This window comes from Fibrobacter sp. UBA3718, from assembly GCF_002371935.1.
Classification (GTDB): domain Bacteria; phylum Fibrobacterota; class Fibrobacteria; order Fibrobacterales; family Fibrobacteraceae; genus Fibrobacter.
The window spans coordinates 377,221-403,259 of record NZ_DFHR01000013.1; the positions used below are offsets into that span (position 1 = coordinate 377,221).

At 53.8% G+C, this 26,039-nt stretch carries 24 protein-coding genes and 1 tRNA gene; 5 read left to right on the top strand and 20 right to left on the bottom strand.

Annotated elements, in window-relative coordinates:
- The 3 genes from B4A77_RS04815 to B4A77_RS04825 are packed head-to-tail and all read right to left on the bottom strand — an operon-like array spanning nt 1 to nt 3,620.
- Nucleotides 1–1,581, bottom strand: coding sequence for an MBOAT family O-acyltransferase (locus B4A77_RS04815; RefSeq protein WP_290738806.1), 1,581 nt, complete (start codon nt 1,579–1,581; stop codon nt 1–3).
- Nucleotide 1,582: 1 nt separating this feature from the next.
- The gene (locus B4A77_RS04820) at nt 1,583–2,596 is read right to left on the bottom strand and encodes a calcium/sodium antiporter (RefSeq protein ID WP_290738809.1); all 1,014 of its coding nucleotides are present in this window, start codon (nt 2,594–2,596) and stop codon (nt 1,583–1,585) included.
- Nucleotides 2,597–2,615: 19 nt separating this feature from the next.
- Nucleotides 2,616–3,620: a porin family protein gene (locus tag B4A77_RS04825; RefSeq protein ID WP_290726893.1), complete on the bottom strand. Its 1,005-nt coding sequence runs from the start codon at nt 3,618–3,620 to the stop codon at nt 2,616–2,618.
- Nucleotides 3,621–3,714: 94 nt separating this feature from the next.
- Between B4A77_RS04825 and B4A77_RS04830 the strand changes: the two genes are divergently transcribed.
- Nucleotides 3,715–5,181 (top strand): leucyl aminopeptidase family protein, encoded by a 1,467-nt coding sequence (locus B4A77_RS04830; RefSeq protein WP_290726895.1) that lies wholly within the window; start codon nt 3,715–3,717, stop codon nt 5,179–5,181.
- 13 nt (nt 5,182–5,194) lie between these two features.
- On the opposite strand, the gene B4A77_RS04835 is transcribed toward B4A77_RS04830, so the two are convergent.
- The 6 genes from B4A77_RS04835 to radC form a co-directional block, all read right to left on the bottom strand.
- Entirely contained in the window at nt 5,195–6,901 is a 1,707-nt protein-coding gene (locus B4A77_RS04835) for a histidine kinase N-terminal 7TM domain-containing diguanylate cyclase (RefSeq protein WP_290738812.1), read from the bottom strand.
- A 1-nt stretch (nt 6,902) separates the two neighbouring features.
- On the bottom strand, nt 6,903–7,388 hold the full coding sequence (locus B4A77_RS04840; protein WP_173381980.1) for a dihydrofolate reductase: 486 nt from the start codon (nt 7,386–7,388) through the stop codon (nt 6,903–6,905).
- A gap of 15 nt (nt 7,389–7,403) precedes the next feature.
- Nucleotides 7,404–8,216 carry a thymidylate synthase gene (locus B4A77_RS04845; protein WP_173381981.1) on the bottom strand — a complete coding sequence of 271 codons (813 nt, stop codon included), beginning with the start codon at nt 8,214–8,216 and terminating at the stop codon, nt 7,404–7,406.
- A gap of 35 nt (nt 8,217–8,251) precedes the next feature.
- On the bottom strand, nt 8,252–8,503 hold the full coding sequence (locus B4A77_RS04850) for a hypothetical protein (protein WP_173381982.1): 252 nt from the start codon (nt 8,501–8,503) through the stop codon (nt 8,252–8,254).
- 64 nt (nt 8,504–8,567) lie between these two features.
- The gene (locus B4A77_RS04855) at nt 8,568–11,648 is read right to left on the bottom strand and encodes an OmpA family protein (RefSeq protein WP_290738814.1); all 3,081 of its coding nucleotides are present in this window, start codon (nt 11,646–11,648) and stop codon (nt 8,568–8,570) included.
- Between the two features lie 159 nt (nt 11,649–11,807).
- Nucleotides 11,808–12,473 carry a RadC family protein gene (gene radC, locus B4A77_RS04860; RefSeq protein ID WP_290738818.1) on the bottom strand — a complete coding sequence of 222 codons (666 nt, stop codon included), beginning with the start codon at nt 12,471–12,473 and terminating at the stop codon, nt 11,808–11,810.
- A 397-nt stretch (nt 12,474–12,870) separates the two neighbouring features.
- On the opposite strand from radC, the gene ilvB reads away from it, so the two are divergent.
- Together ilvB and ilvN are read left to right on the top strand one after the other, a co-directional pair.
- Complete coding sequence (ilvB, locus tag B4A77_RS04865; protein ID WP_290726904.1) at nt 12,871–14,589, top strand: biosynthetic-type acetolactate synthase large subunit; 1,719 nt, start codon at nt 12,871–12,873, stop codon at nt 14,587–14,589.
- Between the two features lie 15 nt (nt 14,590–14,604).
- Nucleotides 14,605–15,099, top strand: a complete 495-nt coding sequence (ilvN, locus tag B4A77_RS04870) for an acetolactate synthase small subunit (RefSeq protein WP_173365414.1) — start codon at nt 14,605–14,607, stop codon at nt 15,097–15,099.
- Nucleotides 15,100–15,244: 145 nt separating this feature from the next.
- On the opposite strand, the gene B4A77_RS04875 is transcribed toward ilvN, so the two are convergent.
- The 9 genes from B4A77_RS04875 to nirJ2 all read right to left on the bottom strand — a co-directional run bounded on the left by B4A77_RS04875 (nt 15,245) and on the right by nirJ2 (nt 22,655).
- Nucleotides 15,245–15,658, bottom strand: coding sequence for a hypothetical protein (locus B4A77_RS04875; RefSeq protein ID WP_173382568.1), 414 nt, complete (start codon nt 15,656–15,658; stop codon nt 15,245–15,247).
- A 45-nt stretch (nt 15,659–15,703) separates the two neighbouring features.
- Nucleotides 15,704–16,363: a hypothetical protein gene (locus B4A77_RS04880; protein ID WP_290738821.1), complete on the bottom strand. Its 660-nt coding sequence runs from the start codon at nt 16,361–16,363 to the stop codon at nt 15,704–15,706.
- A complete protein-coding gene (locus B4A77_RS04885) occupies nt 16,363–17,001 on the bottom strand; it encodes an OmpA/MotB family protein (RefSeq protein WP_173365417.1) in 639 nt (212 codons plus the stop codon). The genes B4A77_RS04880 and B4A77_RS04885 overlap by 1 nt, the downstream gene beginning before the upstream one ends.
- A gap of 3 nt (nt 17,002–17,004) precedes the next feature.
- On the bottom strand, nt 17,005–18,666 hold the full coding sequence (locus B4A77_RS04890) for a fimbrial protein (protein ID WP_290726909.1): 1,662 nt from the start codon (nt 18,664–18,666) through the stop codon (nt 17,005–17,007).
- A 14-nt stretch (nt 18,667–18,680) separates the two neighbouring features.
- Nucleotides 18,681–19,484 carry a hypothetical protein gene (locus B4A77_RS04895; protein WP_290738823.1) on the bottom strand — a complete coding sequence of 268 codons (804 nt, stop codon included), beginning with the start codon at nt 19,482–19,484 and terminating at the stop codon, nt 18,681–18,683.
- A gap of 114 nt (nt 19,485–19,598) precedes the next feature.
- Nucleotides 19,599–20,321 carry a hypothetical protein gene (locus B4A77_RS04900; RefSeq protein WP_173382571.1) on the bottom strand — a complete coding sequence of 241 codons (723 nt, stop codon included), beginning with the start codon at nt 20,319–20,321 and terminating at the stop codon, nt 19,599–19,601.
- The gene (locus B4A77_RS04905) at nt 20,321–21,022 is read right to left on the bottom strand and encodes a hypothetical protein (RefSeq protein ID WP_290738826.1); all 702 of its coding nucleotides are present in this window, start codon (nt 21,020–21,022) and stop codon (nt 20,321–20,323) included. The genes B4A77_RS04900 and B4A77_RS04905 overlap by 1 nt, the downstream gene beginning before the upstream one ends.
- Before the next feature lie 155 nt (nt 21,023–21,177).
- Complete coding sequence (gene tadA, locus B4A77_RS04910) at nt 21,178–21,669, bottom strand: tRNA adenosine(34) deaminase TadA (RefSeq protein WP_290738828.1); 492 nt, start codon at nt 21,667–21,669, stop codon at nt 21,178–21,180.
- Nucleotides 21,666–22,655, bottom strand: a complete 990-nt coding sequence (gene nirJ2, locus B4A77_RS04915; protein WP_290738830.1) for a putative heme d1 biosynthesis radical SAM protein NirJ2 — start codon at nt 22,653–22,655, stop codon at nt 21,666–21,668. Before nirJ2 ends, tadA begins: the two co-directional genes overlap by 4 nt.
- A 242-nt stretch (nt 22,656–22,897) precedes the next feature.
- Between nirJ2 and B4A77_RS04920 the strand changes: the two genes are divergently transcribed.
- The gene (locus B4A77_RS04920) at nt 22,898–23,443 is read left to right on the top strand and encodes a TlpA family protein disulfide reductase (protein WP_173366579.1); all 546 of its coding nucleotides are present in this window, start codon (nt 22,898–22,900) and stop codon (nt 23,441–23,443) included.
- 33 nt (nt 23,444–23,476) lie between these two features.
- Here B4A77_RS04920 and B4A77_RS04925 read toward each other — a convergent pair.
- Nucleotides 23,477–23,550: transfer RNA gene (locus B4A77_RS04925), tRNA-Arg, on the bottom strand.
- Between the two features lie 97 nt (nt 23,551–23,647).
- Here B4A77_RS04925 and B4A77_RS04930 point away from each other — a divergent pair.
- Entirely contained in the window at nt 23,648–24,616 is a 969-nt protein-coding gene (locus tag B4A77_RS04930; RefSeq protein ID WP_173366580.1) for a nickel/cobalt transporter, read from the top strand.
- Between the two features lie 15 nt (nt 24,617–24,631).
- On the opposite strand, the gene B4A77_RS04935 is transcribed toward B4A77_RS04930, so the two are convergent.
- A complete protein-coding gene (locus B4A77_RS04935) occupies nt 24,632–26,029 on the bottom strand; it encodes a hypothetical protein (protein WP_290738833.1) in 1,398 nt (465 codons plus the stop codon).
- Between the last annotated feature and the right edge of the window lie 10 nt (nt 26,030–26,039).

Here is a 26,039-nt window from a genome sequence, read left to right on the forward strand (position 1 = left end):
CTAGAACTGGAAGTAAATGAATCCCTGCCCGCTAAAGCGGCCGAGGAAAATGATTGCCAACAGATAGACAAGGCACCATGTCCAGCGCCATACACCGGGCTCATCGCCCACGACGCAGCCGCGAGTTCCACCGCGAGTCACAAGCGAGCGGATACCCCATATCAAAAGGCCCGCAAGCACAGCAAGGGCTGCAGGAATATGCACAGCATCGTTATCGACACAGAAAAGCGAATGCGCACAATTTCCACCGCACAACATAAGAGGACCTTTCAGGTAAGCATCCTCGTGAGGAACAATGTACGCTTGCGCCAGGTTTTCAAACGGTCCGAAATTAAATATGCCGACAATGTAGTTGACCCACGATGCGAAATCCGGCGCACGGAACACCGTAAAGAACAGTACGACCAAAATAAACGTCTTTATGCGGCCAAGCCACGGGTGCCTTACCGGGAGCTTGCGCCACGGACGTTCCAGCACATACGCGACACCGTGACACACGCCCCACGCCACGAAAGTCCATGCCGCACCATGCCAGAGCCCGCTCAAGAAAAATACGACAAGCACGTTCACGATAGCGCGCGGGCGTCCCTTGTGCGAACCGCCGAGGCTAAAGTACACGTATTCGCGGAACCAGCTCGTAAGCGAAATATGCCAGCGCTTCCAGAAGTCGTAAATGCTTGTCGCAAGCAGGGGCGCGTTGAAATTTTCCATCAGCCGCACGCCAAAAATCCGCGCGATGCCGATAGCGATATCCGAGTAGCCCGAGAAGTCAAAGTATATCTGGAAGGTAAAGAATATGCCCGCAAGAATCAGTTCAACCGGAGACAAGTCCGACACCTGGCCCGCAGCAACACCGTTGAACACCGCATCCACGAATACGCCCAGGTGGTCTGCCAGCACGGCCTTCTTGAAGAACCCCTGCAATATGCGGAACATGCCCGCCTGCAAGTCGCCCAAATCGAAGCGGTGCTCGAGCGCAAGTTGCGGCATCAAGTGCGGAGCACGCTCGATAGGGCCGGCCACCAGCTGCGGGAAGAACGTCACGTACAACGCATACTGCGCGATGTTCCTGCATGCGGGAATCTTCCCGCGATAAACGTCAATCACGTAGCTCAGGCTCTGGAACGTATAGAACGATATCCCCATCGGGAGCAACAGTTTGGGCAAGTCCAAAGGCTTCCCCATCCACGGGGCAACAACCGCATTCCACGTTTCCTCGAAGAATCCCAGGTACTTGAATGCAAAAAGAAGCCCGAGGTCAAAGCACAGCGAAACTGCAAGCGCGATGCGCCGTTTAATATTCGCCTTAGCATCCGCGCCGGGCAAACCTTCAAAAGGGCCATCCGCACTCCGGCCAAACCTTTCGATAAAGCGCGCCATCGTGTAATCCACGCCGATTGTCGCAAGGATAAGCGCAAGGTACTCGGGTCGCCACACCGCATAAAAGTAGAGGCTCGCAACAAGAATCAGTATGCGACGGAACTTGCCGCCCCAGGCATTTTCCCTGCCCACGGGAACCGCGTAGTATAGCCCTACGACAGCGACCGCAAACAGAATGAAATACCAGGAATGGAAAAGCACGCTACTTCAAGACTCCGGTCGCCTGCGCAATAAGCACGCCGATATAGCCCACGTAGGCAACGAGAAACACGGTACCTTCAAGGCGGTTGATGCGGCCAATGCGCTTGCCATCCGCACCGACTCTGCTCTTGCGGACAGGGAGCCCGAACAACAGCAGGAGAACAGTCAGCACGGCCATAACCGGCAGATCACGACTCAGGATAGAAGCGCTGAAGGAATGCATCGGCGCAATCATCGCTGCGATACCTACCACCATGAGCGTATTGAACAGGTTCGACCCGATAATGTTGCCAATGGCAAGGTCGTTTTCGCCTTTGCGGGCAGCCGCAATGGAACTCGCAAGCTCCGGGAGCGAGGTACCCACGGCAACGATGGTTAGGCCAATCAGCAAGTCGCTCACGCCGAGAGCACGCGCGATTTCTACCGCCCCCCACACGAGCGCACGGGAACTTGCCACCAACAGAGCAAGCCCGAGCACAAGCCACAGGATAGACTTTCCGAGAGAAAGCTTTTCGCTCTCGCCCGATTCCGATGCAACCGTTTCTTCCGCAGCGGCACCCTTTTTCTGGCGAAGTTCGCTCACGACATTGAAGGTCATCACGCCCGCAAAAACGAGCAGCACGACAATACCGTCGAGCCTGCTGATGGAGCCGTCCATCGCCTGGAATATGGCAACAGCCGTAACGGCAATCAACACGGGCAGGTCACGCACGAGAGCCTTCCGCACCACGATGACGGGCGAAATAATCGCTGTCACGCCGAGAATGAGGGCGATGTTTGCGATGTTGCTCCCGTATGCGTTACCCAGTGCAAGTTCAGGAGCATCCTGCATGGCAGAAATCGCCGAGACGACCATCTCCGGAGCGGAGGTGCCGAACCCGACAATAACCATACCGATAAGGAGCGTAGACATGCCGCAAAACTTGGCGACACCTACCGCACCATCAACAAACTTGTCCGCACTCCATACCAGGACACCCAATCCCAGGACTACAGCGAAAATCGGAAGAATCATAAACAAGAATTAAACCTGCTTAAAAAGCGTAAATGGAAAGGCCAAGCATCAGGGAGGTGCGAGTCAAATCGTTGATGCGCCAGCCGGGTACACCCTCGTAATTGTTCGAGAATCCGCAATCCGTCCGTAGATCGAAGGACAAGTACTTGTTCGCGCGGATGCTAAAGCCAAAGACAAGAGCAAAATCCATAGACGCACGGTAATCCAAATCAATCATGTCGGCTTTGCGATTTACCTGGTCCCCGTTCGACTTCTCATAGGAATACTTGAACTCATCGCGCACCGGGATAGATACCTGCGCACCCATGTCGATAGTAAAGCGGGAATATGTCGGCTTCAAGACAAACAGGAGCGGAACATCGACCTTGTCCTGTTTAAACTTCACATGGGCTTCCTTGGAAAGGTCGCTCGTATAGGCATACGAGGCGCTCGTCTCGCTGCGACTGTAGAAAGCGCCGATCCTGAATCCCATGGTATATTCGTTCAGCGGAATCAGGACAAAGGCACCCGCCTTCCATTCGACACCGTCATAGGACTCGTTAAGGTCCCAATTATTGTCATACAGGTTACTCATCCCGATAAAGGCCTGGACACCGGCAGAGAACGTCATCGGGACAGGATCAGGACGACGGAATGCCGGAGCCTCGGGCGCGGGCTTCGCTTCTTCTGCATAGGGATAACCCGCAGGAGCATCTGCCGGGACGCCACGCACTGCCCTTGGTGCAGGGACTTCCCCATCCATCACAGGCTCGGCCTCGGTGGGCGCCGGTTCCGCAACCGCATCTGCAACAGGTTCGGCGGCTGGCTCAACAACCGGTTCTGCCGGCTGCGGAGCTGATTCGACAGATTCGGCCGTTCCAGGAGCGGCAACTTCGGCAGCGCCCGGTTCGGGTGCTGCCGGAGCCGGATTTTCAGCAACAGCCTCTTCCGCAGCAGGAGCCACTTCAGCAGGAACTGCCGCATCTGCAGCAAATACGGCTGCAGAAAGCGCAAAGATAGCGGTAACGCAAAATTTGAGGTTCATCTTGCACTCCATTTTTAAGTTCAACTAGTTCTAACATTCAACATTATAGCATTTTTTTCATTTCGCAGAACAGCACATTGCTATCTTTATGGACATGAAATTGAACATTGTCACCACCGAATCCGCCAAGGCCTCCGAAAGCAAGGCCTATGCGCTGTTTTTTGTCAAGCAGTCCATCCAGTTTTCCAGCGTGCTGACCGAAACCGGCAACGCCCAGGCCGAAACCGTCCTCAATGGCATGAAGGATGGTCCGTTCGAAGACCTGGAATACCTCGAAATCGACGCCAAGCCCACATTTTTCGTAGATGCCGCAAAAGAGCGCGGCCTTTCCGCCCTCGATCACCTGCGCATGGCCGCCTACCGCCTTGCCGGCCGCGCCATGAAAAAACAGATTGCCTGCGTCAGCCTTTTCCTTGCCGATGCCGCCGACGAACAGTTCAAGGCCATCCTCCACGGGCTCCACTACGCCGAATACAAGTTCGACGCCTACAAGAGCAAGCAGAAGCCCAACTTCCAGGTGATCTACGAGATTGTCGCGGGTGACCGCACAGGCGCCTTCAAGAAGATTGCCGAAGAAGTCGCCATCGAAAACAAGGCGATCGTGCTCGCGAAGAACCTCATCAACACCTGCGCCGCCGACCTCTACCCCGCCGAGTTTGTTCAAAACGCAAAGACCATCGCGAAATACACTCCGGGCCTTACCGTGAAGGTGCGCGACATGAAGCAGCTCGAAAAGGAAGGCTTCATGGGCCACGTGACTGTCGGAAAGGGCAGCTCGCACGAGCCGTACATGATTACGCTCGATTACAAGCCCGCCAAGCGCACGTCCAAGGACCACCTCGTGATTGTCGGCAAGGGCCTCACCTTCGATACCGGCGGACTCTGCCTCAAGCCGCCCAAATCCATGCCCGAAATGATCAGCGACATGAGTGGCGCCGCAACCGCGCTCGCCGCCATCCAGGCAATCGCCACCCTCAAGTTTCCGATTCACGTAAGCGCCGTCTGCTGCCTCGCCGAAAATGCAATCGGCAACAAGTCCGTCCTCCCGGGCGACATTTTCAAGGCCAAGAACGGCAAGACCGTCATGGTCGACAATACGGACGCCGAAGGCAGGCTCGTACTCAGCGACGGACTTGCCGAAGCGGGCGAAATCGGAGCGACGCACATCGTGGACCTCGCCACACTTACCGGAGCCATGGTCCGCGCACTTGGTTATGCCGTCGCCGGATTCTTCAGCAACGACGACGATCTCGCCCTCAAGGTCATCAACTGCGGCGAAGCCTGCTGCGAAAAATTCTGGAGCATGCCGCTCGAAGAAGAATACGCCGATGCGCTCAAGGACAAGTTCGCCGACCTCAAGAATACGGGAAGCGACGCGGGAGCCATCTCCGCAGCACTATTCCTGCAGGAATTCGTCCCCGAGAATACCGCCTGGGCGCACTGGGACATCGCAGGCACCGCATTTTCGACCAAGAAGTGGAAGTACACCGAATACGGCGCCACCGGTTTCGGCGTGCAGACTCTAATCGAGCTTGCCCGCGAAATGTCGCAGACAAACTAAGCAATCGAACTATTTACTTGCGGACCAGATTAGACTTCATGTGCGACTTCATGTCGTACATGCGTTTGTCGGCTTCCTGGTAAACCATTTCCGCCGTAGCGTTCTCACCACATTCCCTACGGTAGGCCACTCCATAGGCGGCTTCCAGCGGAATAGGCAGTTCTTCCTTGCAATCCTTCTGCAACTGCAAAAGCTTTGCGAGCGACGATTCTACTTCCGCAATATGTTCGCTACGGACAATCGCAAGGAACTCGTCGCCACCCATGCGAATTGCAGTCCCTATGCCGGCGAGCGACTGCTTGAACACGTTCGCGAACGCCTTGATCAAGGTATCGCCCGCCATGTGGCCGTACTTGTCGTTCACGAGCTTGAGGCCGTTCATGTCAATGCTCACGATTGCATAGTCGGCAGGAGACTTGTCCAGGAATCCAAAAATCTGCTGGCACTTGGCACGGTTGAAAAGTCCCGTCAAGGAATCCACATACGCCATCGTCGAAAGCACATCCTTTTCGGCCTTGGACTCTAGCAACTGGAAGAGATAAATGATGTAACTCAGCACAAGGCAAAGGACAAACAGCAGGGTCCCAAAGGGAATCCACGTCATATCAAGAATCGGGTTATCTATCAAGAAATACTTGCAGAAATGGTAGCGCATCAAGTCGAGGAGCGCGACACAACCGAACACCACGACGCCCATGGTAAGGAACTTACCCGACAAATCGATTTTGCGGTTGTAGAGCACACCAAAGAACAGGAGATACGAGAAGGCGATCGCAACAAACACATGGAAGAACGGTAGCGAGAAGGGATACCATACCACATTAAGCGCATGGAGAAACGTCGTTACCAGGAGGAACGCAACTTCAACGGCCACAAATGCAAAAGTTCCCCACCATTTCCAACTGGCGATTTTACCTTTCCGCATGTCAAGCAGCAACAAGAAAAACGGAATCGGCGCAAAATAGAGGCTGAAGTATTCCAGAGTCGTATTGAAAGCAAAGTTGTACGAGACAATCTGGAGCAGTTTCTGATAACACAATGTCCATATTCCAAGCGAACACGAAAGGAATCCAATCATGGTGACACGGAACCCCCGGATTCCATGGAAGCTGATCCCAATCCCTATCAGCACGGACAAAAAGCCAAACAGCAGAAGGAATACGCCAACCGCAAGTGCAACTACATGGCGCGACGAATAATCGCTATTGGCATATTGGGCCGGGAGCAAATCAAATTCGGAAAATGCGGAAAGATTTCCTTCGATAGCATGGACAAAACGGATTTCCAGGGGATGTTTCGAAGCCTGTTGGTTCAAGACAACATAATGGAATCCGCTTCCCACCATGCGTCCCTTCATCTGTTTTTCCTTGCCGTATGAATAGACGACACGTCCGTCCTCGACAACCTCGACCATCATATGGTAAGTCTTGAACCGAAGAACCGTTTTCGGTTTCAATTCCGAAGGGAGCGCGAACTTTAAAGTGACTGCATCACCCTTCGCCATATTTTCAGGAAGCACATAGTTCGAAATTGAAGGGACTTCGAACGTTTCCCCTTTGTACAAAATGCTCCCAGCACACTTGAGATGCGTGATAGAAGGCGAAATACCGTTATCGCGGACAATCAAGAGCACAGCAATAAAGAACAGCAACAGGGCTAGCGTCAGGAGCCTCGCCAAAATCTTCTTGATTACTCTGGAGACGTCCATTCCCTTCTGCATCTTATCGTTCCCAGACCTCGAACAAAGTTTCAAAATCATTCTTTTCGTCGGCAGCAAAAGCCTCTTCGCTCACCTTGTGCCATCCATCACCCCAATCCGGGAAGTACACGTCGCCTTCGACATCGGAAAGCACACGCGTCAGGTACAACTTTTTCACAAGCGGCATCGCCTCGCGGTATACGGCGGCGCCGCCGATGATGAAACATTCCGTTTCTCCGGCGGCAGAGGCCTTTTCCAAGGCCTCCCCGAGGCTCCGGCACACCGTGCACCCCGGAGCCTCGAACGCCGTATTCCGCGAAAGCACGTAGTTCGTGCGGTTCGGGAGCGGACGTCCGATGTCGTCGTAGTTCTTGCGGCCGAGGATAATCGAATGACCAGTTGTAATTGCCTTGAAACGCTTGAGATCGGCAGACAGGTGCCACGGGAGGTGTCCATCGCGACCGATGACATTATTCCTAGAAACAGCAACGATAGCAGAAACGAGCATACCGAATCACCCAGCCTATACCGCGATGGGAGCCTTGATGGTCGGCCACGGGTCATAATCGACGAGTTCAAAGTCCTCGAACTTGAATTCGAAGAGATCCTTCACGTCGGGATTCACCTTCATGGTCGGAAGCTTGCGCGGCTCGCGCGACAACTGCTCGCGAGCCTGGTCAAAGTGGTTGCTGTACAGGTGAAGGTCACCGAAGGTATGGACGAACTCACCCGGCTCATAATCGCACACCTGCGCAAGCATCAACGTCAAAAGCGAGTACGAAGCAATGTTGAACGGCACCCCGAGGAACATGTCGGCGCTGCGCTGGTAAAGCTGGCAACTGAGCTTGCGCTTGCCAGATGCACCCACTCCGCCCACGTAGAACTGGAACAGGCAATGACACGGCGGAAGCGCCATCTTGTCGACTTCGGCCACGTTCCAGGCGCACACCAGGTGGCGGCGTGAATCGGGATTGTTCTTGAGGCTGTTGATCAAGTTCTGGATCTGGTCGATGTGGCCGCCATCGGGAGTCGGCCAGCTGCGCCACTGGTGGCCGTATACCGGGCCAAGGTCGCCGTTCTCGTCGGCCCATTCGTCCCAGATGGTCACCTTGTTGTCGTGCAGGTACTTGATATTCGTATCACCCTTCAAGAACCACAGCAGTTCGTGAATGATGGAGCGTAAATGCAACTTTTTTGTCGTGAGGCACGGGAATCCCTTCGAAAGGTCGAAGCGGGTCTGGCGACCAAAAACGCTACGGGTGCCGGTGCCGGTACGGTCGGAACGGTCCACGCCGTTATCGATAATATCTTGAAGTAGGTCTAGGTACTGTCGCATATAACCAAATTATAAAAAAAGTGGAATCAGAAAGCTCACGTTTCCGGCTCCGCCGGGAATATTTCCACACGTTTATATTGGCAAACCGCCTTGTCCTCGGCGACAGCCTTTTCACGCATCAGCATGTTCAGCGCCTGCAATATCAAATCCTGAGTGTGTTTCGGCACGGGTTTCTTACCCAAACGCGCTTTCTGCACCATCTTGTGGTTCAGGTTGGCCGGAAGCTTTTCCACCAGGTCGTGGTTCGACGCCCCGAGGGACTGCAGAATTTCGTCAAGTCTTGTCATGCCTCAAATATAAAAATCCCCGACCCGCAGGGGCCAGGGATTTAAATCTATTTGCCGTTCAATCTTACTGAGCGAATTCGGATTCGCACTTGGTGCCGTCGTTTTCCGGCGTAGCGAAGTGCATTTCAATACGGCGGTTCATCTCACGGCCATCGGCTGTTTCGTTGTCATCCACCGGGCAACTTGCACCGAGCCCCACGGCCTTGATGCGGTTCTTCTTCACGCCGAACTTGATAAGGGTCTTCATGACTTCCTTAGCACGCTTTTCAGAGAGCTTCTGGTTCGTCTTGTCCTTACCCTTGTTATCGGTGTGGCCCTGGATAACAATCTTCAGTTCCTTGTAGCTATCGTCTTCGTTCAGCTTCTTCGCAACAGCCTTGAGGATGTTCTTGGCGTTGGATTCGAGAGTTGCCTTACCGGGCTTGAAGGTCACACCGGTGAGCTTCTCGACAGCCTTCTTCGGGCATCCGTGGCCATCGTCACCCGCAACATCCGGGCAACGGTCGAGACCAGTACAGACATCCTTGAACTGGTTGAGGAGCTTCTTGGTAGACACCCATTCAGAGCAGACGCCATCCTTATCGGCATCCGGATCGTCGTCCAGGGCACAACCCTTGTTCCATTCCGGACCAGCTTCATCCGGGCACTTGTCGATACCCTTACAGACATCCTTGAACTGATCCTGCATCTTCTTCTTGGAAACCCAAGCATCGCAGAGACCGTCGCCGTCGGAGTCCGGATTGTCGGCAGGGCAGCCCTTGCTCCATTCCGGTCCCGGTTCCTCTTCGCACTTGTCAATGCCCTTACAGATATCCTTGAACTGATCCTGCAGTTTCTTCTTGGTCACCCAGGCGTCACAGATGCCATCTCCGTCGGTATCCGGATTGTCATCAGACGGACAACCCTTAGCCCATTCCGGACCTGCTTCATCCGGGCAGCGGTCAATACCCTTACAGACATCCTTGAACTGATCCTGCATCTTCTGCTTGGAGACCCAGGAATCGCAGAGGCCGTCACCGTCGGAGTCCGGATTCTCAGCCGGGCAACCCTTGTTCCATTCCGGTCCGTTTTCGGTCGGGCAGTTGTCAATGCCATGGCAGATGTCCTTGAACTGCTTCTGCATATTCTTCTCGGTCACCCAGCCGGCGCAGAGGGAGTCACCGTCAATATCCGGATTATCCATCGGGCAGCCGTTGGCCCAAGCTTCACCAGGTTCAGTCGGGCACTTGTCGATACCGGAGCAGATGCCATCGTACTGGTCGAGCATGTTCTTCTGCGTCACCCATTCGTCACAGATGCCGTCCTTGTCGGTATCGGGTTCGCCAAGCGGGCAACCTTCGTTGTTGGCCGGACCGAATTCGGTCGGGCACTTGTCGATACCCTTACAGGTCTTCTCGATGAACCATTCGTTCTTGATCTTGTCGTCTTCGGCAGCCTTCTCGAAGTAGAAGCCCATCTTCTTCTGGGTCACCCACTCGTCGCAGAGGCCGTCACCGTCGCTATCCGGATCATCCCACGGGCAACCCTTGTTCGCCTTAGGACCGGCTTCACCCGGACACATATCGTATCCCTTGCAGACGCCCGCGAATTCAGCGAGTTTGCTCTTGTCGGTCACCCACGGAGAGCACATGCCATCGGAATCCGGGTCCGGATTATCTTCGGGGCAGCCCTTGTTGGCGACAGTACCCTTTTCGGCCGGGCAGCTATCGATGCCTTCGCACACATCCTTGAACTTCTTCAGCATCTTCTTCTTGGAGACCCAAGCATCGCAAACGCCGTCCTTATCCGGATCCGGTTCATCGAGCGGGCAACCATCTTCGCCTTCACCCTGTTCGTTCGGGCAGGCGTCGATACCTTCACACACATCCTGGAATTCAGCTTCAAAGCCCTTCTCGGCCACCCAGGAATCGCAAACGCCATCCTCGTCGGCATCCGGATTGCCCAACGGGCAACCCTGGTTCAGACGGTGACCAAAGTCATCCGGGCACTTGTCTTCGTTGTCCTTCACGCCATCGCCGTCGCGGTCCTGCGGAACGAGGAATCCGCTCCAGGTAATGCCGCCGTAGACTTTATACTTCGGATTGATCGTCGTCTTGTATTCGAGGATACGGACATCGTTTTCCATCGCGCGGACAGTAGTGTACTTCGTGGAGTCGTCCGCATAGCCCTTGCCCAGAGAATAAGATCCGCCCAGATGGATATCGAGGCCGATTGGCAAGTGGAACACGATTGCGCCCGTAATGTCCTTGACATCGAGCTTGACGCCATCCTTGAACGCGTCCTGCATGAAAGGCAAAATCATGTAGTATTCGCCAAAGATCGAGAGGAAGGACGCAAAGTAAATTTCCAAGGCGCCCGTCGCATACGGATACGAGAGGTAGTCTTCGTTCATGGAATAGACATAACCACCGTTTCCGTGGATGAGAAGCGGAATCGCGTCGATCTTGTCAAAGTCGAGCGTCAATGCCAAGCCGCCCTTGATAACGGTTGCGCGGGTTCCGTAAGCTTCGGCAGTTCCACCCGTCTTGTGGATGAATTCAGCCTCACGAATCCAGAGACCATCCTTGGCCGGGTTCGACGTGCCGAAATCACCCTCGCCGAAAATGGCGATGTCGATGGGCTGTTCGTCCGGAAGAGGAATCCTCAACTTGACGTTTCCCTTGATATTGCCAATATAGCCGATATCGGTACTGGGAATCTGTCCCGCCTGGCAGCCATAGCTCATTCCAGAAGTGGAATCAACCCCGTAGAAGCCAGGAGTGCATCCCGTATTATTCACAGTGAACTTATCGTAATAAACGGGGATACCCACGCCCAAGTCAACGATATTCCAAAGACCGATGCCGAAGCCGATTTGGGCTCCCAAGGCAATGTAATCTTCGACCATACCCTGACGCATAAGCGTGTTATACGAAAGAGTGGGTTCTTGGCCAATGTAATATTCCGAGACGCCCGTCGGAGCAATATTCTCCACGTCCGTAGTCGCATCCATCAAGGCATAGAAAGACAGCTTGGCATGCCCGAGAGATTGAGCAGATTGAGTTTTATTTACACCGACAAAACCGGTCTTGTTAATCGTTTGTGGATGGTCAGCAAAGGCCTGTACTGCCAAGGCCAAAGCCAACCCAGTAACTACTCTCTTCATAGAGTCTCCTTAAAAAGGGTGATCCCTAAACTAAACTGCACATAATATAACTTTTAATAAAGCTTTTTTTTCACGAGTCCCCTCAAAAAGCGATAAAAAACACACTTTTACGGCTTTTTTTGCCATTGTTTATATCTTTTTACAAAAATGGTTGCACAATCAACGCAAACATCCCTCAAACAGCTCCGGCATCTCGCGACACAAGCTGGTAAAACCGCCCTTTGCAATAATGATGTGGTCTATCACGGGAATCTGGACAATCTTCCCCGCCGCACAAAGAACCCTCGTAATGGCGAAATCCTCCTCACTGGGCGCTATCGAACCTGACGGATGGTTATGCGCAAAGATGACTGCCACCGCACGGTCCTCAATCGCCTTTACAAAGGCCTCCCGCGGGTGCACCGGAGTCTGATTCACAAGCCCAGTCGTCAACTCGTGAACATTGATGACATTGTTTGCAGAATTGAGCGTCACCGCAACCAGGTGCTCCTGCTCTTCGTATTTCATGTAGGCTAGCCTCGAAAGCAAATCCTCGGGGCTCATTACCGATACGGCTTTCGCGCTCAAAATATAACGTCCGGAAAGCTCGAGACAGGCAAGGATTTGCGTTGCCTTAGCCCTCCCAAGCCCCCGGATGCGACACAGGGATTCAATCGTCGGGACCTGGGTCGCCGCAGACAGGTAATCCGAAATATGGCGCGAGAGCTCGAATACATCGCACTTTTGAGTCCCGCTCCCCAATATGAGGGCCAGGAGTTCCTCGTTCGAAAGCGCAGCAGCACCATGCGCCGCGAGTTTTTCGCGCGGTAGAAGATTCATATCCATTTGTACCTCCAAGTACTATCTACCTATAAAAACGGCCGAAACCAGAAATTGTTCCTTTTTTGCCATTTTTTTATTCAAGAGCACCTAAAGAGGGGGGGCCGCTACGCCTCACGGGTTATTTTTTCAAAAATCATCGAATTTTTCTATAATTATTTCCATTCAATTATAATATTTCATTCAAAAACAGCCAATTTTCAAAGTCACAAAATTCTAAAACCGACAAATTTCAAACTTTTTCATTCGATTTAGACGAAAGCAAAATCACAAAAAATCAAAATTTCACCATAAAAACAAAAAATTTTCATTAAATTACCAATTATCCGTTGCCATAGACAAGCCTACATTCTATATTTTCAGCACAAATTTTAAAAATCCAAACGCTTAAACAGGAAAAATTATGGCAAACAAGACTTTGAGCGGCGCCGAAGTGATTATCGAATGCCTCAAACGCGAAGGCATCGACACCATTTTCGGCTATCCCGGTGGATCCGCCATCCCGATGTTCGATGCGATTCTCGATTCCAATATTAAGGTAGTCCTCTCCCGCCACGAACAGGGCGCGACCCACATGGCCGACGGCTACGCACGCCAGACCGGCAAGGTCGGCGTCGCTCTCGTGACGAGCGGCCCGGGTGCAACCAACACGTTCACCGGTATTTATACAGCCCTCATGGATTCTAGCCCCATCGTGGTGCTCGCCGCACAGACGACGACCCCGAACCTCGGCAAGGACGCCTTCCAGGAATGCGACACCAGCGGCATGACGTTCGCTGCCGTCAAGCATTCCTACCTGGTGAAGGATACCAACGACCTCCCGCGCGTGATGAAGGAAGCCTTCCACATCGCGCGCACTGGCCGCCCGGGCCCTGTGCTCATCGACCTGCCCAAGGACGTGACCGCAGGCCCCTGCACAGCACCCTTCACCGACCAGATGGACTTGCCCGGCTACAAGATTCCGACGTACGCCTCTACCGAGAGCGTCGAGAAGGCCGCCGAATACCTCAAGAATTCCAAGAAACCGCTTTTGCTCGTGGGCCACGGCGCCATGATCAGCGGGGCCAGCCGCCAGGTGAAGGAACTCGCCGAAAAGATCGGCGCCCCGGTGTGCTGCACCATGCTCGGCCTCGGCGCCTTCCCCGTTGATCACGAGCTTTCGCTCGGCATGCTCGGCATGCACGGCACCGTGTACGCCAACAAGGCCGTACTCGACTGCGACCTGATTCTCTCTATCGGCAGCCGCTGGGACGACCGCATTACCGGCAAGCTTGAAGTGTTCTGCAAGGACGCCATCAAGATGCACATCGACATCGACCCCGCCGAAGAAGGCAAGGTTCTGCAGCCCGACGTGTTCATGTGCGGCGACGCGAAGCTCGTTTTGGAACAGCTTTTGCCGATGGTGCACAAGCTCGATACAGCCGACTGGATCAAGACTTGCCAGACCTGGAAGAAGCGCTTCCCGCTCACCTACCCCAAGCAGGGCGGACTCCGCATGCAGCACGTGATTGCGACCGCAAGCGAACTCACGCAGGGCAAGGCCATCGTCACGACCGACGTGGGCCAGCACCAGATGTGGGTGGCACAGTTCTTCCACATCAACTATCCGCGCCAGCTGCACTCCAGCGGTGGCGCAGGCACGATGGGCTTTGGCTTCCCCGCCGCTATCGGCGCCGCATTCGGCAACGAGACCGGCTGGCCAGTGCTCAGCTTCAGCGGTGACGGTGGTTTCCAGATGACCGAAGCGGAACTCGCGACCGCTGCCATCCACAAGCTCCCCATCAAGATTTTCGTGATGGACAACAAATACCTCGGCATGGTGCGCCAGTGGCAGGAACTCTTCTATGACCACCGCTACTCTAGCGTCGACATGATGGGCAACCCCGACTTCGTGAAGCTCGCCGAAGCCTACGGAATTCCGGGGCTCCGCATCAAGCGCGCCGCTGATGCCGAACGCGTAATCCAGAAGGCGCTCGAATACAAGGACGGTCCGATCCTCATCCACTGCGAATGCGAGAAGGAAGACAACGTGTTCCCGATGATTCCGGCAGGCGCACCGCTTACCGCCATGCTTACGGAAGCACCCAAGGCCAAACTTGAAAAACCCACGGGATCGACCTAACAGGAGGACATTACCATGATCGATAAAGGACATTCCATTAGTTTGTTGGTGGCGAACCGCCCGGGCGTGCTCGTGCGTATCGCCCTCGTGTTCTCCCGCCGTGGCTACAACATCGATTCACTCGTTGTCTCCCCCACGCTTGACCCGAACTTCAGCCGCATGAATATCATCGCGCACGGCAATCCCGAGATCCTGATGCAGATTATCAAGCAGCTCGAAAAGCTCGTGGACGTTGTGCAGGCAAAGGACCATACCGGCACGGACGCCGTCGAGAAAGAACTCGCACTCATCAAGGTGCGTTGCACTCCGGACCAGCGTACCGAAATCCTGCAGCTGTGCGACCATTTCCACGCCAATACCGTGGACATGACCGCCACGTCCATGATTATCCAGATTACGGGCAACAGCCAGAAGGTCGACACGCTCAAGAGCCTCTTGCAGAAGTTCGAGATTGTCGAATACATCCGCACGGGCAAGGTCATCATGCTCCGCGGCGAAGATAAAACGTAAGCGGCTCCGCCGCAGTTACTAGTCACTAGTTATTAGTTACTAGAAAATGCAAAAATTAAACCGTCTGGATGCAAGTCCAGGCGGTTTTTGCTATGTGTGAGCGTGCGAAATGCCGTTCGAAGCAAACTATATTAACGAAGCAGACTTAAAAACCGAGGACCGCCTCGGAGATTTCGTTCGCCTCGTCGGAGTAATCATCAACAAAATCGGCCGTAAATTCGCCCCAGGCTTCGCTTGCTCCGCAACCAACTCCAACTTCCATCGAGGACCACTTGAACACGCCATAAACGCGTTCATTGCGTTCCATCAACTCCGTCAGGAATTCCTCGGGAAAGTCTTCTTCCACGAAGAGGCTTCCATCCATCGCAAGAAGCTCTTCCTCAGGAAGTTCCTCGAAGCGGCATTCGTATTCGTCCACCATCACGTCATTCACGTAATACCAGTCGCCCGAATCAGCATTCGGCAAGTCAGCCTCCGGAAAACGCTCCAGAATTTCGTTCCAAACCGATTCCAAATCGGCGTGGCTGCCGATAAAACGCATCAAGATTCTACATTCCACAGCATCCCTCCCAATCATTGGTTATAGGCAACATCGCCTAGCGCATTACTTCTTTTCTTGCGGCACAAGGCGTTCCGCAATACGGAAAAGATCATTGTAGACATCAAGAAAATCTTCTATCCAGATAGGATCCCTCTCGCCCACGATCTGGAACATTTCCTCGAGCGTATGACGCGAGTTGTAAGGGCCGACCAAACTACCCGCAGGCTGGACCAGCACTCCGCCACGGTAATCAGTCGACGCAACAAGGCGCGCGCGGAACGAACGGCGCAAGCGGGCGATAAGTGTACCGCGAAGCGATACGAGTTCGCGATGCGCTTCCAGGCACTTGCCCTTCGAAATCCAATCTTCCACCATGTCGAGGCGACGTTGAATGGACGAACGCTCCGTAGGCGGAATAAGCATCTTCCTACGGACAAGGGTATCTCTTATCTGCTGGACAGTTCCGCGCAACATGTCGGGTTTCCAGAAGACCATCGGGATCCGCGAATCCGACGTCTTGCCGCTCGCCATAGGCGTATGCGACCCCACCCAGCGAGCAAGCTTGCCCAGCATCATCTTCGCTTCGGGTTCCCTGTCAATCGCGATATAGTCGCAAGCTCGCTCGAGGAGTTTGTCGGCATAGACCAAGCGCCAGTGCGGGAGCGTCCCGGACTTGCGGATGGCATCGACGGATCGACGTATGGATTCTACCCTTTCATTCATCAGTGGAAATTCTCTCGTCTAAGTGGCGTGACACCGATTTCCACACGGCGATTCAAGCGGCGGTGTTCCTCGGTATCGTTCGGATACTTGGGCTGGAATTCGCCAAATCCCGCCGCAAAGATGCGATCGGGCGGGAACCCCTGTGCAACCAGCGCCTTCACGACGTTCACTGCACGTTCCGAAGACAAGTGCCAGTTCGTGTAATTGACCTTGGAACTGAACGGAGTATCGTCGGTAAAACCGCTCACCATCACGACATCGCCCGTGTCGAGCGCATCCAGGAGCCCCTTGCTGATTCCCTTGATGACGGAAACGCCTTCTTCGGTCAGGTTGGCACCGCTCGTCGGGAAAAGGAACGACGCCTGGATCTGAATCTTTCCGTCGTCAAGAGCAATGAGTCCCGCCTCGATGGATGTCTGCAAACTTTTCGACAGGAGCGCATTTCGTTCGCTCGCTATCTTACGCATTTCTTCCTGACAGCTGAGAACTTCTTCCTCGGTTCGCGTAAGGTCTTCGGCCTTCTGTTCCTTCAATGTCGCCATGGCGACAAACGCAAGAATGAACAGAGAAACCAAAGCTATGCCGAGGTCGGTATAGGCCATCCAGGGATTGGTATTCTCGTCGCGACGCAGACGCATAGGTTAGCCCTCGGCCTTCGGAGCGTTGTGTGCAATGGAAGCACGCTGAGCCTGTTCCAGCACCTCGAGTAGAATTTCCTGCGTCTTGACGGCATTTTCCACGAGCACTTCGCTTGCGCGTTCGTGGAAGGCTTCCAGGGACTGGTTGAGGTGTTCCACGAAGTTTTCTTCTTCCTCGTGTTCCGCCGTATCGCCACTGAGCTTCTCGAGAATCGTCTCGAGGCCCGCACGAAGCATTTCGAGATTCGCGCTAAGTTCGCTCTGGTTCACACGCATGAGTTCGGCCGTCTCGACGATGTTTCCGCCAAGCGCGTCGGTCGCTTCCTTCTCCTTCACCACGCGATTGTCGATACTTTCGGTGAGAGCCTTCTGGGCTTCGAGGAGTGTCGCCGACGTTTCAGAAAGTTTCTGGAATGCGGTAAGGATATCGTTCGAGAGCGCCGAAAGCTTTTCGGCAACGGAATTGCTGAGTTCAGCAGAACCCGCCTGCGCCTTCTCGGCCACCTGAAGGGCGACATTTTTGAGTGTCTCGAGGCCCTGCTTCTGGGATTCCGTACTCGCAGAACTTTCAGACGCAAGTTTATCCATAAAGGCTTTCCACTGTTCGTCAGACTGTTTGACTTGAGCCGAGACGCAATCCGCAATGTTCTTTACAGCGCCATCCATCGACTTTTCGGTCGATGCAGCAACACCCGAAAGACCTTCCTTCACGCTGGAGGAAATAGCATTCAAGTTGGAATTCAGACTCGAAGAGATTCCGTTCAACTTGTCGTCAAGCCTGGACGGCAATGCTTCCACCGAGGTCTGCAGGTTTTTCATGTAGTCGTTTATCGGACCCAGCGCATTCGCGACATCATTGCCGACGCTGCTACCCAGATTTCCAAGAGAACCCTCCAGTTTCGAGACCATGGAGCCGAGGTCAGAATTCAACTTGGACGTTGTCGAAGAAAGTTCCTCGCCCACCTTCGAAACAACACCGTTCAGGCCCTGCTGCACAGACTCCGCCACGCGGGCAAGATTCTTTTCGACCGCATCGAAGAGGCGGCCGAGCTCATCCTTGCTCTTTTCATTTTCACCAGCAGATTCTCCCTGCAAATCCAACGTAAGCGAATCCAAGCGCGCAATAAAGGCCTCGCGGGAACCGAGGAAAAGCCCGCGCGAAATACCAAGCACGAGAGCCGCGAAGAGGCCGCAAAGGCTCGTACCGAAAATACCCTTCATGTTGCCAAAGAGAACCTGGATCGTATCGAGAGTCCCCTGGGTCGTAGAATTGTCAATGGCAACGCCCGCGGTCGCAACAGAATACATGAGACCAAAGAAAGTTCCCATAAGGCCAAGGAGAATCACCGTACCCCCCGAACTTCTCGGAGCCGGAACAGAGGAATTGTTCGAAAGCACCTCGAAAGCAATCGCAGAATCCAGGCGCACCCCCCTGCCGAGCAATTCGCGGGCCTGACTCAGGCGGCGGGAAACAAACCCATCCTCATCCGAGCTCATGGTTTTCAAAGCCGAAAGCAACCTGAACTGGTCGATAACGAACACGGCGAAAATCGCCATCATGATAATCCAGCCGAAGAGCGGGGCTCCAAAGAAAACAGCGCCGGCAACCAAGACCGCAAGTCCGACAACCGTGAGAATGAGAATCGAGTTGAAAGCGTTCTTCATCTTATTCCTTGAGTTTAGGCCTCCATCGAGGCCGTTGTTTCAAAAAGGTTCAACTGACCGCGGGAGAATCCGCGGAGAAAAAGCAACCACTTGTCGCGGTACCATTCAATGACATGCATAGTAAGTCCGCGGGCGTAGTCGCAAAAATCATCCGTAAAAGCGAGAAAACCATTCTCGTAAGCATAATGCGGGTTCCAGAAGCGTCCCACATTTCGAGCGCAGGAGGCCGCAGAACTATAATAGCGCGGAGCCCCCTTGGTGTTGAAAGCCGCAGCAAAGCGCTTCTTGGCAAGGGCATTGAGCGAACTGCGCAAGGACACCACGATCGTATTTTCTTTTTCGCGGAGCGAGGATTCTAGGCAGGGGAGCAGTTTCGAGACCGCATCCACGGCACTCTCGGCATGCCAATACTTGCACAGCTTTTCCTGCAGCTGCATCACGCGGCCATGCATGCGGACAAACAAGGGTTCGGCATCGCTCACCAGCAAATGGATCGTCGCCGAGTAGAAAGCGCTTATATCCTGCTTGTTGTTCTTGACCGTGAGCGCCCAGCCCTTTTCCTCGTCATGATGCAAGAAATCGCCCCCTTCCAAAAGCAGACGCATCACCTCTTCCGTCGAGAATCGCTGGATCCACTTGGCGCGGAATTCATCATAAAGTTTGTTCGCATCGGCCATGATCTGCGGGAACCCCGCATCACAGAGTTTCCACGCGGTCTCGCTATACGAAATCTGTTCCGAACCGCCGACAGATTCTTCCAGGTTGTTCAGGAGCGCATCCATATGCTCAAAAAGAGCTATAGACCAAGTGACCATCATCGATTGAGAAAGATCCGCAACCATGGAGGAGCGGTTAGGGCTATCGTTCAAGCGAACGCTCACCCCTGTCATCTTCCTTATAGCTCGACGAAAAGACTCTTCCACGCGCTCCCCCTAGAACCCAGTCTCGATCGCATGCCAGATGCTACGGTTCACGTGTTTGCCGGAACGAGAAAGTTCGTCGGCTTCCTTGCGGACATCCGCCTCAAGATTTCCCTTGATGAGAGCAAGATCTCCATTGTAGTCGCCGCCCGCTTCAAGATAGAGGCCATAGACATTGCCGGAAATCTTGGTATCGGCAGCGAGCACCTTGCCCGCCCTTACAGAAAGAGCAAAGCGATTGCGGACAAAATCACAGCGTGAAAGGAATACTTCTGTAACATCGTCAATCCACAGGCCGTAGTAATTGTTCACAAAATGCACATTTTCAAAAATACCGCGGGAACGGAACACCGTATTGCGAAAGGCGTTTTGCACCACCAGGTTCTTGACTTCGAACGGCCTATTAGACGAGACAAAATGGATTCCATTCCAGTTGCCGCTAGAATCCGCATTCTTGAACGTGACGGGTTTCGTCTCCGTCCCGAGGATGCGGACCGGCCCGCGAAGAGTAAGTTTCGCATACTCGCCCATGAGGACCGTCACTCCAGGCTCGACAACCAAGGTGTCCGAGACCGAAACGACGACACTCTGTTCTAGAATATAGGGGCTATCCTTTTCCGTCAAGCGGACAACGCCTTCGGTCGGATGCGGGAACGGCATTTCACCGGCAAAACCCGCCACCACAAGAACGGCCACGCACCAAACCACAGCATATCCTATACGCCGGACAAACATCAGATTTCACTCCTCAGCTTGATTCTCTGAATGACGCGCATGTTGGGAACCTCGTAGCCCGCGACAATATCGTTCACGTTCAAATGCCCCGAAAGTTCAAGATTTACCGAGGACACAATCCCGTGCGTGATATCGAAGAGGATAGAGCCCGTCCCGACAATAAAGTCGTCGCTTTCCATCCGGACATTCGACGTAGAATCCGCGACTTCCTTGTACTGTACGTTCATCCCGATTTTTGCCATCTGGACGCCATCATGCAAAAACACTTCCTCGAGGGTAAAAGACTTATAAACGACTGTCGTCTTGCCCTTCTCCGGAATTTCCACCGGACGCTTCCAGGTCTCGCCCACCTTCACGGGACCTCCCGGAAGAATCGGCTGCACCTTCATGAACAGCTTGAGCAGATTCAATTCCTCGGTTCCCGGTTGCAAGGCAACATCTTCAACGGCCGGTTCGCTCACGGCTCCATCCGAGGCCATCTTGTACTGGAAATGCTGCGTTAGGAGATATTTCTCTATATAGAGGTAATCCTCTACGGTCCGCTTATCGCTCTTATATTGAATGGAATCGATTTTCATCTCGAACCGACCGGAACCGTTATCGTACGCAACCAGTTCGGAGAGCGTCGCCTGGACGTTCAGGCGGGTCTGCATCGATTCCGGGTTCGGATTTGCGGAATCAACCGGCAACAGGGCGTCCAAAGAGGACTCTATGAAATATTTTTGGACAGGCGGATTCTGGGTATTGAACGCCAAGGAAACATCATTGCTGTCACAAGAACAAAGAAAAGCGAGTGCTACAGAGCATGAAAAAGACTTGATAAAATTCATGTTCTGAATATAGATATTAGACCGGCTTACGTGGGGCCCTTGTTGCCGGAATCGCCCTTTTCGAGCCGCATGCGCTGAAAAAACGCCTTCAGCAGGCCCAGGCACTCATCGGCAAGCACTCCCCCCACCACCTCGACCTCGCGCTTGAGAGCGTTACCCGCAATCACGTCGATAGTCGTTCCGCAGCCACCAAAACGGGTATCCGGGGAGCCGTAGACCACGCGGGAAACACGGCTATTGAGGATGGCCCCCGCGCACATCGGGCAGGGCTCGAGCGTTACATACAAAGTACATCCGTCTAGACGCCAGTTTTCAAGATGACTCGCCGCCGTTCCAATCGAAAGGATTTCTGCATGGGCGGTGGCGTCCCTCAGCATCTCGATCTGGTTGTGGCCCTTCCCTATCACCACGCCGTCCTTCACGATGACGCAACCGATGGGAATTTCCTTCTCGTCGAAAGCCTTTTGCGCCTCGCGAAGCGCCATGCGCATGAACTTTTCGTCGTCTGCAGAAATCACAGCCCTCTCCCGTAGGCGCAGTAGGAGTCTTCTTGCATGTAGTCGCCGTCGTGGTAGTAAGCGGCACGGGCGCGGCAACCGCCGCAGCGGTCATTGAACTTGCACTTGCCGCAAGAACCGGAGTATGCCTTGGTGCGGAGTTTCTTGAACACATCGGCGTTCGCCCAGATTTCGTCGAATGGAGTATCGTGCACATCGCCCGCCTCTTCCATCATGTAGGCGCAGGGACGCACCTTACCGATGGGACTCACGATGCAGTAGTCAATGCCGGCGAGGCAGCCTCGGCTGTAGCGGGTCTTGATGTCCAATTGGTCCGCGATGCGCAGGAACTGCGGGGCACAGGTCGGCTTCACGGGGATTCCGAGCGTGCGGCTCTTTTCCATAATCTTGCGGAGGAGGCCCTCGTATTCGGCGACGCGCAGGGCGTGACCTTCAATTTCCTTGCCGCGTCCCACGGGAATCAGGAAGAAAATCTGGTGGTTCACCGCGCCAATTTCCTTGACCCAGTCCATGATGTCGAAAATCTCGTTCTGGTTCCAGTCCATAATGGTCGTGTGAATCTGGAACGGGAGGCCCGCCGCCTTGCAGTTCTCGATGCCCATCATCGTGAGTTCAAATGCGTCCGGGAGGCCACGGAAGTCGTTGTGGCGCTTGGGGTCAATACTGTCGATGCTGATGCCCATGGCCATCGCGCCGGCCTTTTTGAGTTCAAAGGCAAGGTCGTGCGTGATGAGCGTGCCGTTGGTACCGAATACCGGGCGAAGTCCCTTGCTCGAGGCATGCGCGACAAGATCCACAATGTCCGGGCGGGTCATGGGTTCGCCACCGCTAAAGATCATGATCTTGAACCCCGCCTTCGCGATTTCATCAATCAGTTTCAAAGCTTCTGCGGTCGTGAGTTCCGCAGCCTTGTTCTCGCCCGCATCCTGATAGCAGTGCTTGCAGGTCAGGTTACACTTGTTGGTGGTCATCCAAGATACAATCATTCTAAAACCTCAGTCAATAACGATACAAAGATAGCAATCTGCGCCATCATCAAAATCCAGCCAAATGTATTCAAAAACCGCCCGAAAGTGTGATATAAAGCAGAAAAACGCGAAAAATCGCCCTAATCGGCAGGTCTAATGAAGATATTTTGCAATTTCGTGACACTTTACCGCCTTTTTTTTGATATTTTACAAGCCAAACAGGAACGATAGCGTTCCTTCTACGAATTTTAGGAGTTCCTATGCGTTTTTTTGCACGAATTTTGAGCATTGCGGCAGTAGCCTCGGGCATCGCATTCGCCCAGCTCGCGCCCCAGCCCCAGCAAGCCAATATCACTCCAATGACCGATTCCACCGGTGCAACCATGAAAATGGACTTCAGCATCCCCTTAAGCGGGGTCAGCGACCCGGGAATCCTCTTTAGCCACTTTTCCAAGCGCCCGCTGCTCATCTACTACTTCAGCCCCAAGTGCCCCCACTGCCAAAAGCACTTCCCCGAAGTCCAGGGAATCATGAAGGAGTATGAAAAATCGGGAGCAACCGGTATCGCCATCGCGATTAGCGGAAGCATCAAGAAAAACGACATCCGCATGTTCATCGACCAGTTCAAGGTCGTCGTTCCTGTTTTCCAGGACACCAACCAGAAATTCGGGCCCATCTACGGCAACGGGTACGTTCCCGTGCTCTATCTGGTACTCGAGGACGGGACCATCTACCGCTATGAGACCCTCGACGAAGCGAACATAAACCACCTCCGTGCCACCCTCAACAAGGCTCTGAACAAATAAAAACTCTGGACACCATCGGCATCCAGAGTTTCATACTCACGGCGGGAGTCGAACCCACGACCCGCTGCTTAGAAGGCAGCTGCTCTATCCAACTGAGCTACGCGAGCGTTGTGGCGCAAATATAGCCAAAAACGGACTTGGCGTCAAATGCAAGGTTCTCCCAAAACCTAAATTGTATTTCGATATAGGAAAAGGACGATCCCATTGAAGAAGTCTCTCGTTATTCTACTGATTTGCCTGCTGGCCATGGCCGCATCCGCCGCGGTCAAAAAAAAACGTTTTGACATCAACGGAACAGAATCCGCACCCACTACGGAGATTATAAAAGCAGACACCGCTAGTTCAGCGCCCGTCGCAGTCACAGACAAGCAGGCTTCCGGCTCGTCGTTTCTTTCCACAATCGCTCAAGCGCAAAAAGTCCTGCGCGAAAAGATGACATCCGCCATCACGGCAATGAAGCAGGGCGATTGGAACGCCATCTGGAAATTTCTCGCCATCTGCTTTATTTATGGGATGTTGCACGCACTCGGCCCTGGACATGGGAAATCCATCGTCGTCGGTTACTTTATCGCAAGGCGCGGACGCTGGCGGCAAGGAGTTGCACTCGGAGCAGGGATTACCGTAACCCACACAATGAGCGCCGTCTTGCTTCTATTCATTTTATATGCAATATTCAAGGCAACCGTATTTACCGCATTTGAAACGGGCCGCATCGGCATCGAGAAGGCAAGCTACGCCCTTATCATGCTAACCGGGATATTGCTTGTCGTTCTCGGCATCCGCGACTTTTTCAAGCAACAAAAAAAGGAGCATGAAGAAACACCTTCAGAGGCCGCATTACCCCCCACAGCCCGCTGGCGCGAAATTATCGGAGTCGCAGCCATCACGGGCATTGTCCCTTGCCCGGCAGTCGCACTAATAGTCCTCTTCTGCCTTCTCAACTCTATGGTCGCACTTTCACTCCTGGGCGCCCTTGTCATCTGCATTGGCATGACCATCACCAACATCACTTTCGGTATCGCAGCCGTAGCCCTTCGCAAAGGAATCGACAAAGGAAGTGCGCACACCCGTCTGGCAGCCAACATTTACACCGCAGCGACTCTTGCTGGAGGACTTGTGATTTTTGTATCAGGGCTACTGTTGTTCAGCAACCAGTTTGCCGGGAGAGTGTAATCGCTCCCAGCCTTTCTAGTCGACAACTTCCATACCCTGCAGGCGGTACAGCACCGACTTGAACGAGAAAAACGCCACATGGGTATTTTCCTCGTCAACCGCAAACTTGATCTTATCGAAGGTGCAAACGCACTTGGATACGGCACCCATGTCGTAGTAGTCCACGAACAGCGTGTCGTCCTTCACCTTCTGGGAAACCTTCGCCTCGATATCGCAGTAATCCTCGACATTGTTCAGTTCCACGATGGAAAGTCCATCGGGATTGTAGAGCAAGGTCGCAGTCGGGAGATCCTTCGCGGCAGGGGCAGCCATCACCTTCGGGTTGTTCTCCGAAAAACCATTCAGGCACTGGCCCTTGTAGTAGCCGGTCATCTTCAGCTGCTTCATGTCTTCCGATTCGACAGTTTCCTTTGCGATACGCATCCTGTTGCCCAGATTCAGATTGTCGTCCATGACCAGGAGGGAGGTTTGCGTAAAGGCACCTTCGGCCCTCATAGTGAAGTAGACCTGCGCCTGGCAAGCACAGCCGTCGGAAACATCATCTTCGTGCATCAGCGGCTTCACGTAGAGCGTATCGCCGGCCGCCGTCACCTCGATGCTGTCGAGAGGGACCTGCTTGAGCATACCCGCGAATCCGCCGATTTCAGAGCAAGGTATTTTCACCCTTTCCACAACAACAGTTGCAAAGCTGGAACCGTCTTCCAAGACCATAGTGGCCACCGGGGGAAGCGCCATATCGGCACCGCCATCGACCATCGGATCATCGGGACCTTCCTTATCGAGGCACTTGCCGCCAACATGAGTCGCCATCTGGGTCACCCTCCCAGCAGGTTGCGCACTCGAAGAAGAGCCCGACGCAATACTCGAGGACGACAAGTCCGGCAGCCCTGCAGACGACCCACCCTGCGAACTGGAGGATTCGGCCGGTTCGCTAGAAGACGGATTCTCGCTGGAAGAAGAGACGGCCATGCCCGAAGAAATCCTTTCCGGAACAGGGCCATCCACAACCTTGAAGACCGCATTCTCATACTTGAAATACTTGATATCGGCATCCGCATCGGAGATATCGAACGTAAAGTCCGTAGTGCAGAACCAGTTCAAAGCTTCTCTCGTCGAATCCGAATTCCAGATATGCAGGGTATCGCCGGAACGTTCGTACAGGCATTCACTGCATAATTCAACATCGTAACGCACCTTCGGGAGAAGAACCTGGAAGCCGCCACCTTTCGAGCCTACAACGAATGCCTCGCCTTCCCCGTCCCAAGGCGTAAAGGCACCACACTCCCCGGCGTGGGCAATTTCAGCCCTTTCAGACGGCTTTCCAGAATCTCCGGTCTTGGCATTCGAAGACGAATCGTCCCCGCAGGCAACAATCATAAGCGGAAGCACAGCACATGCAAAATACTTTTTCATATCTATTTTC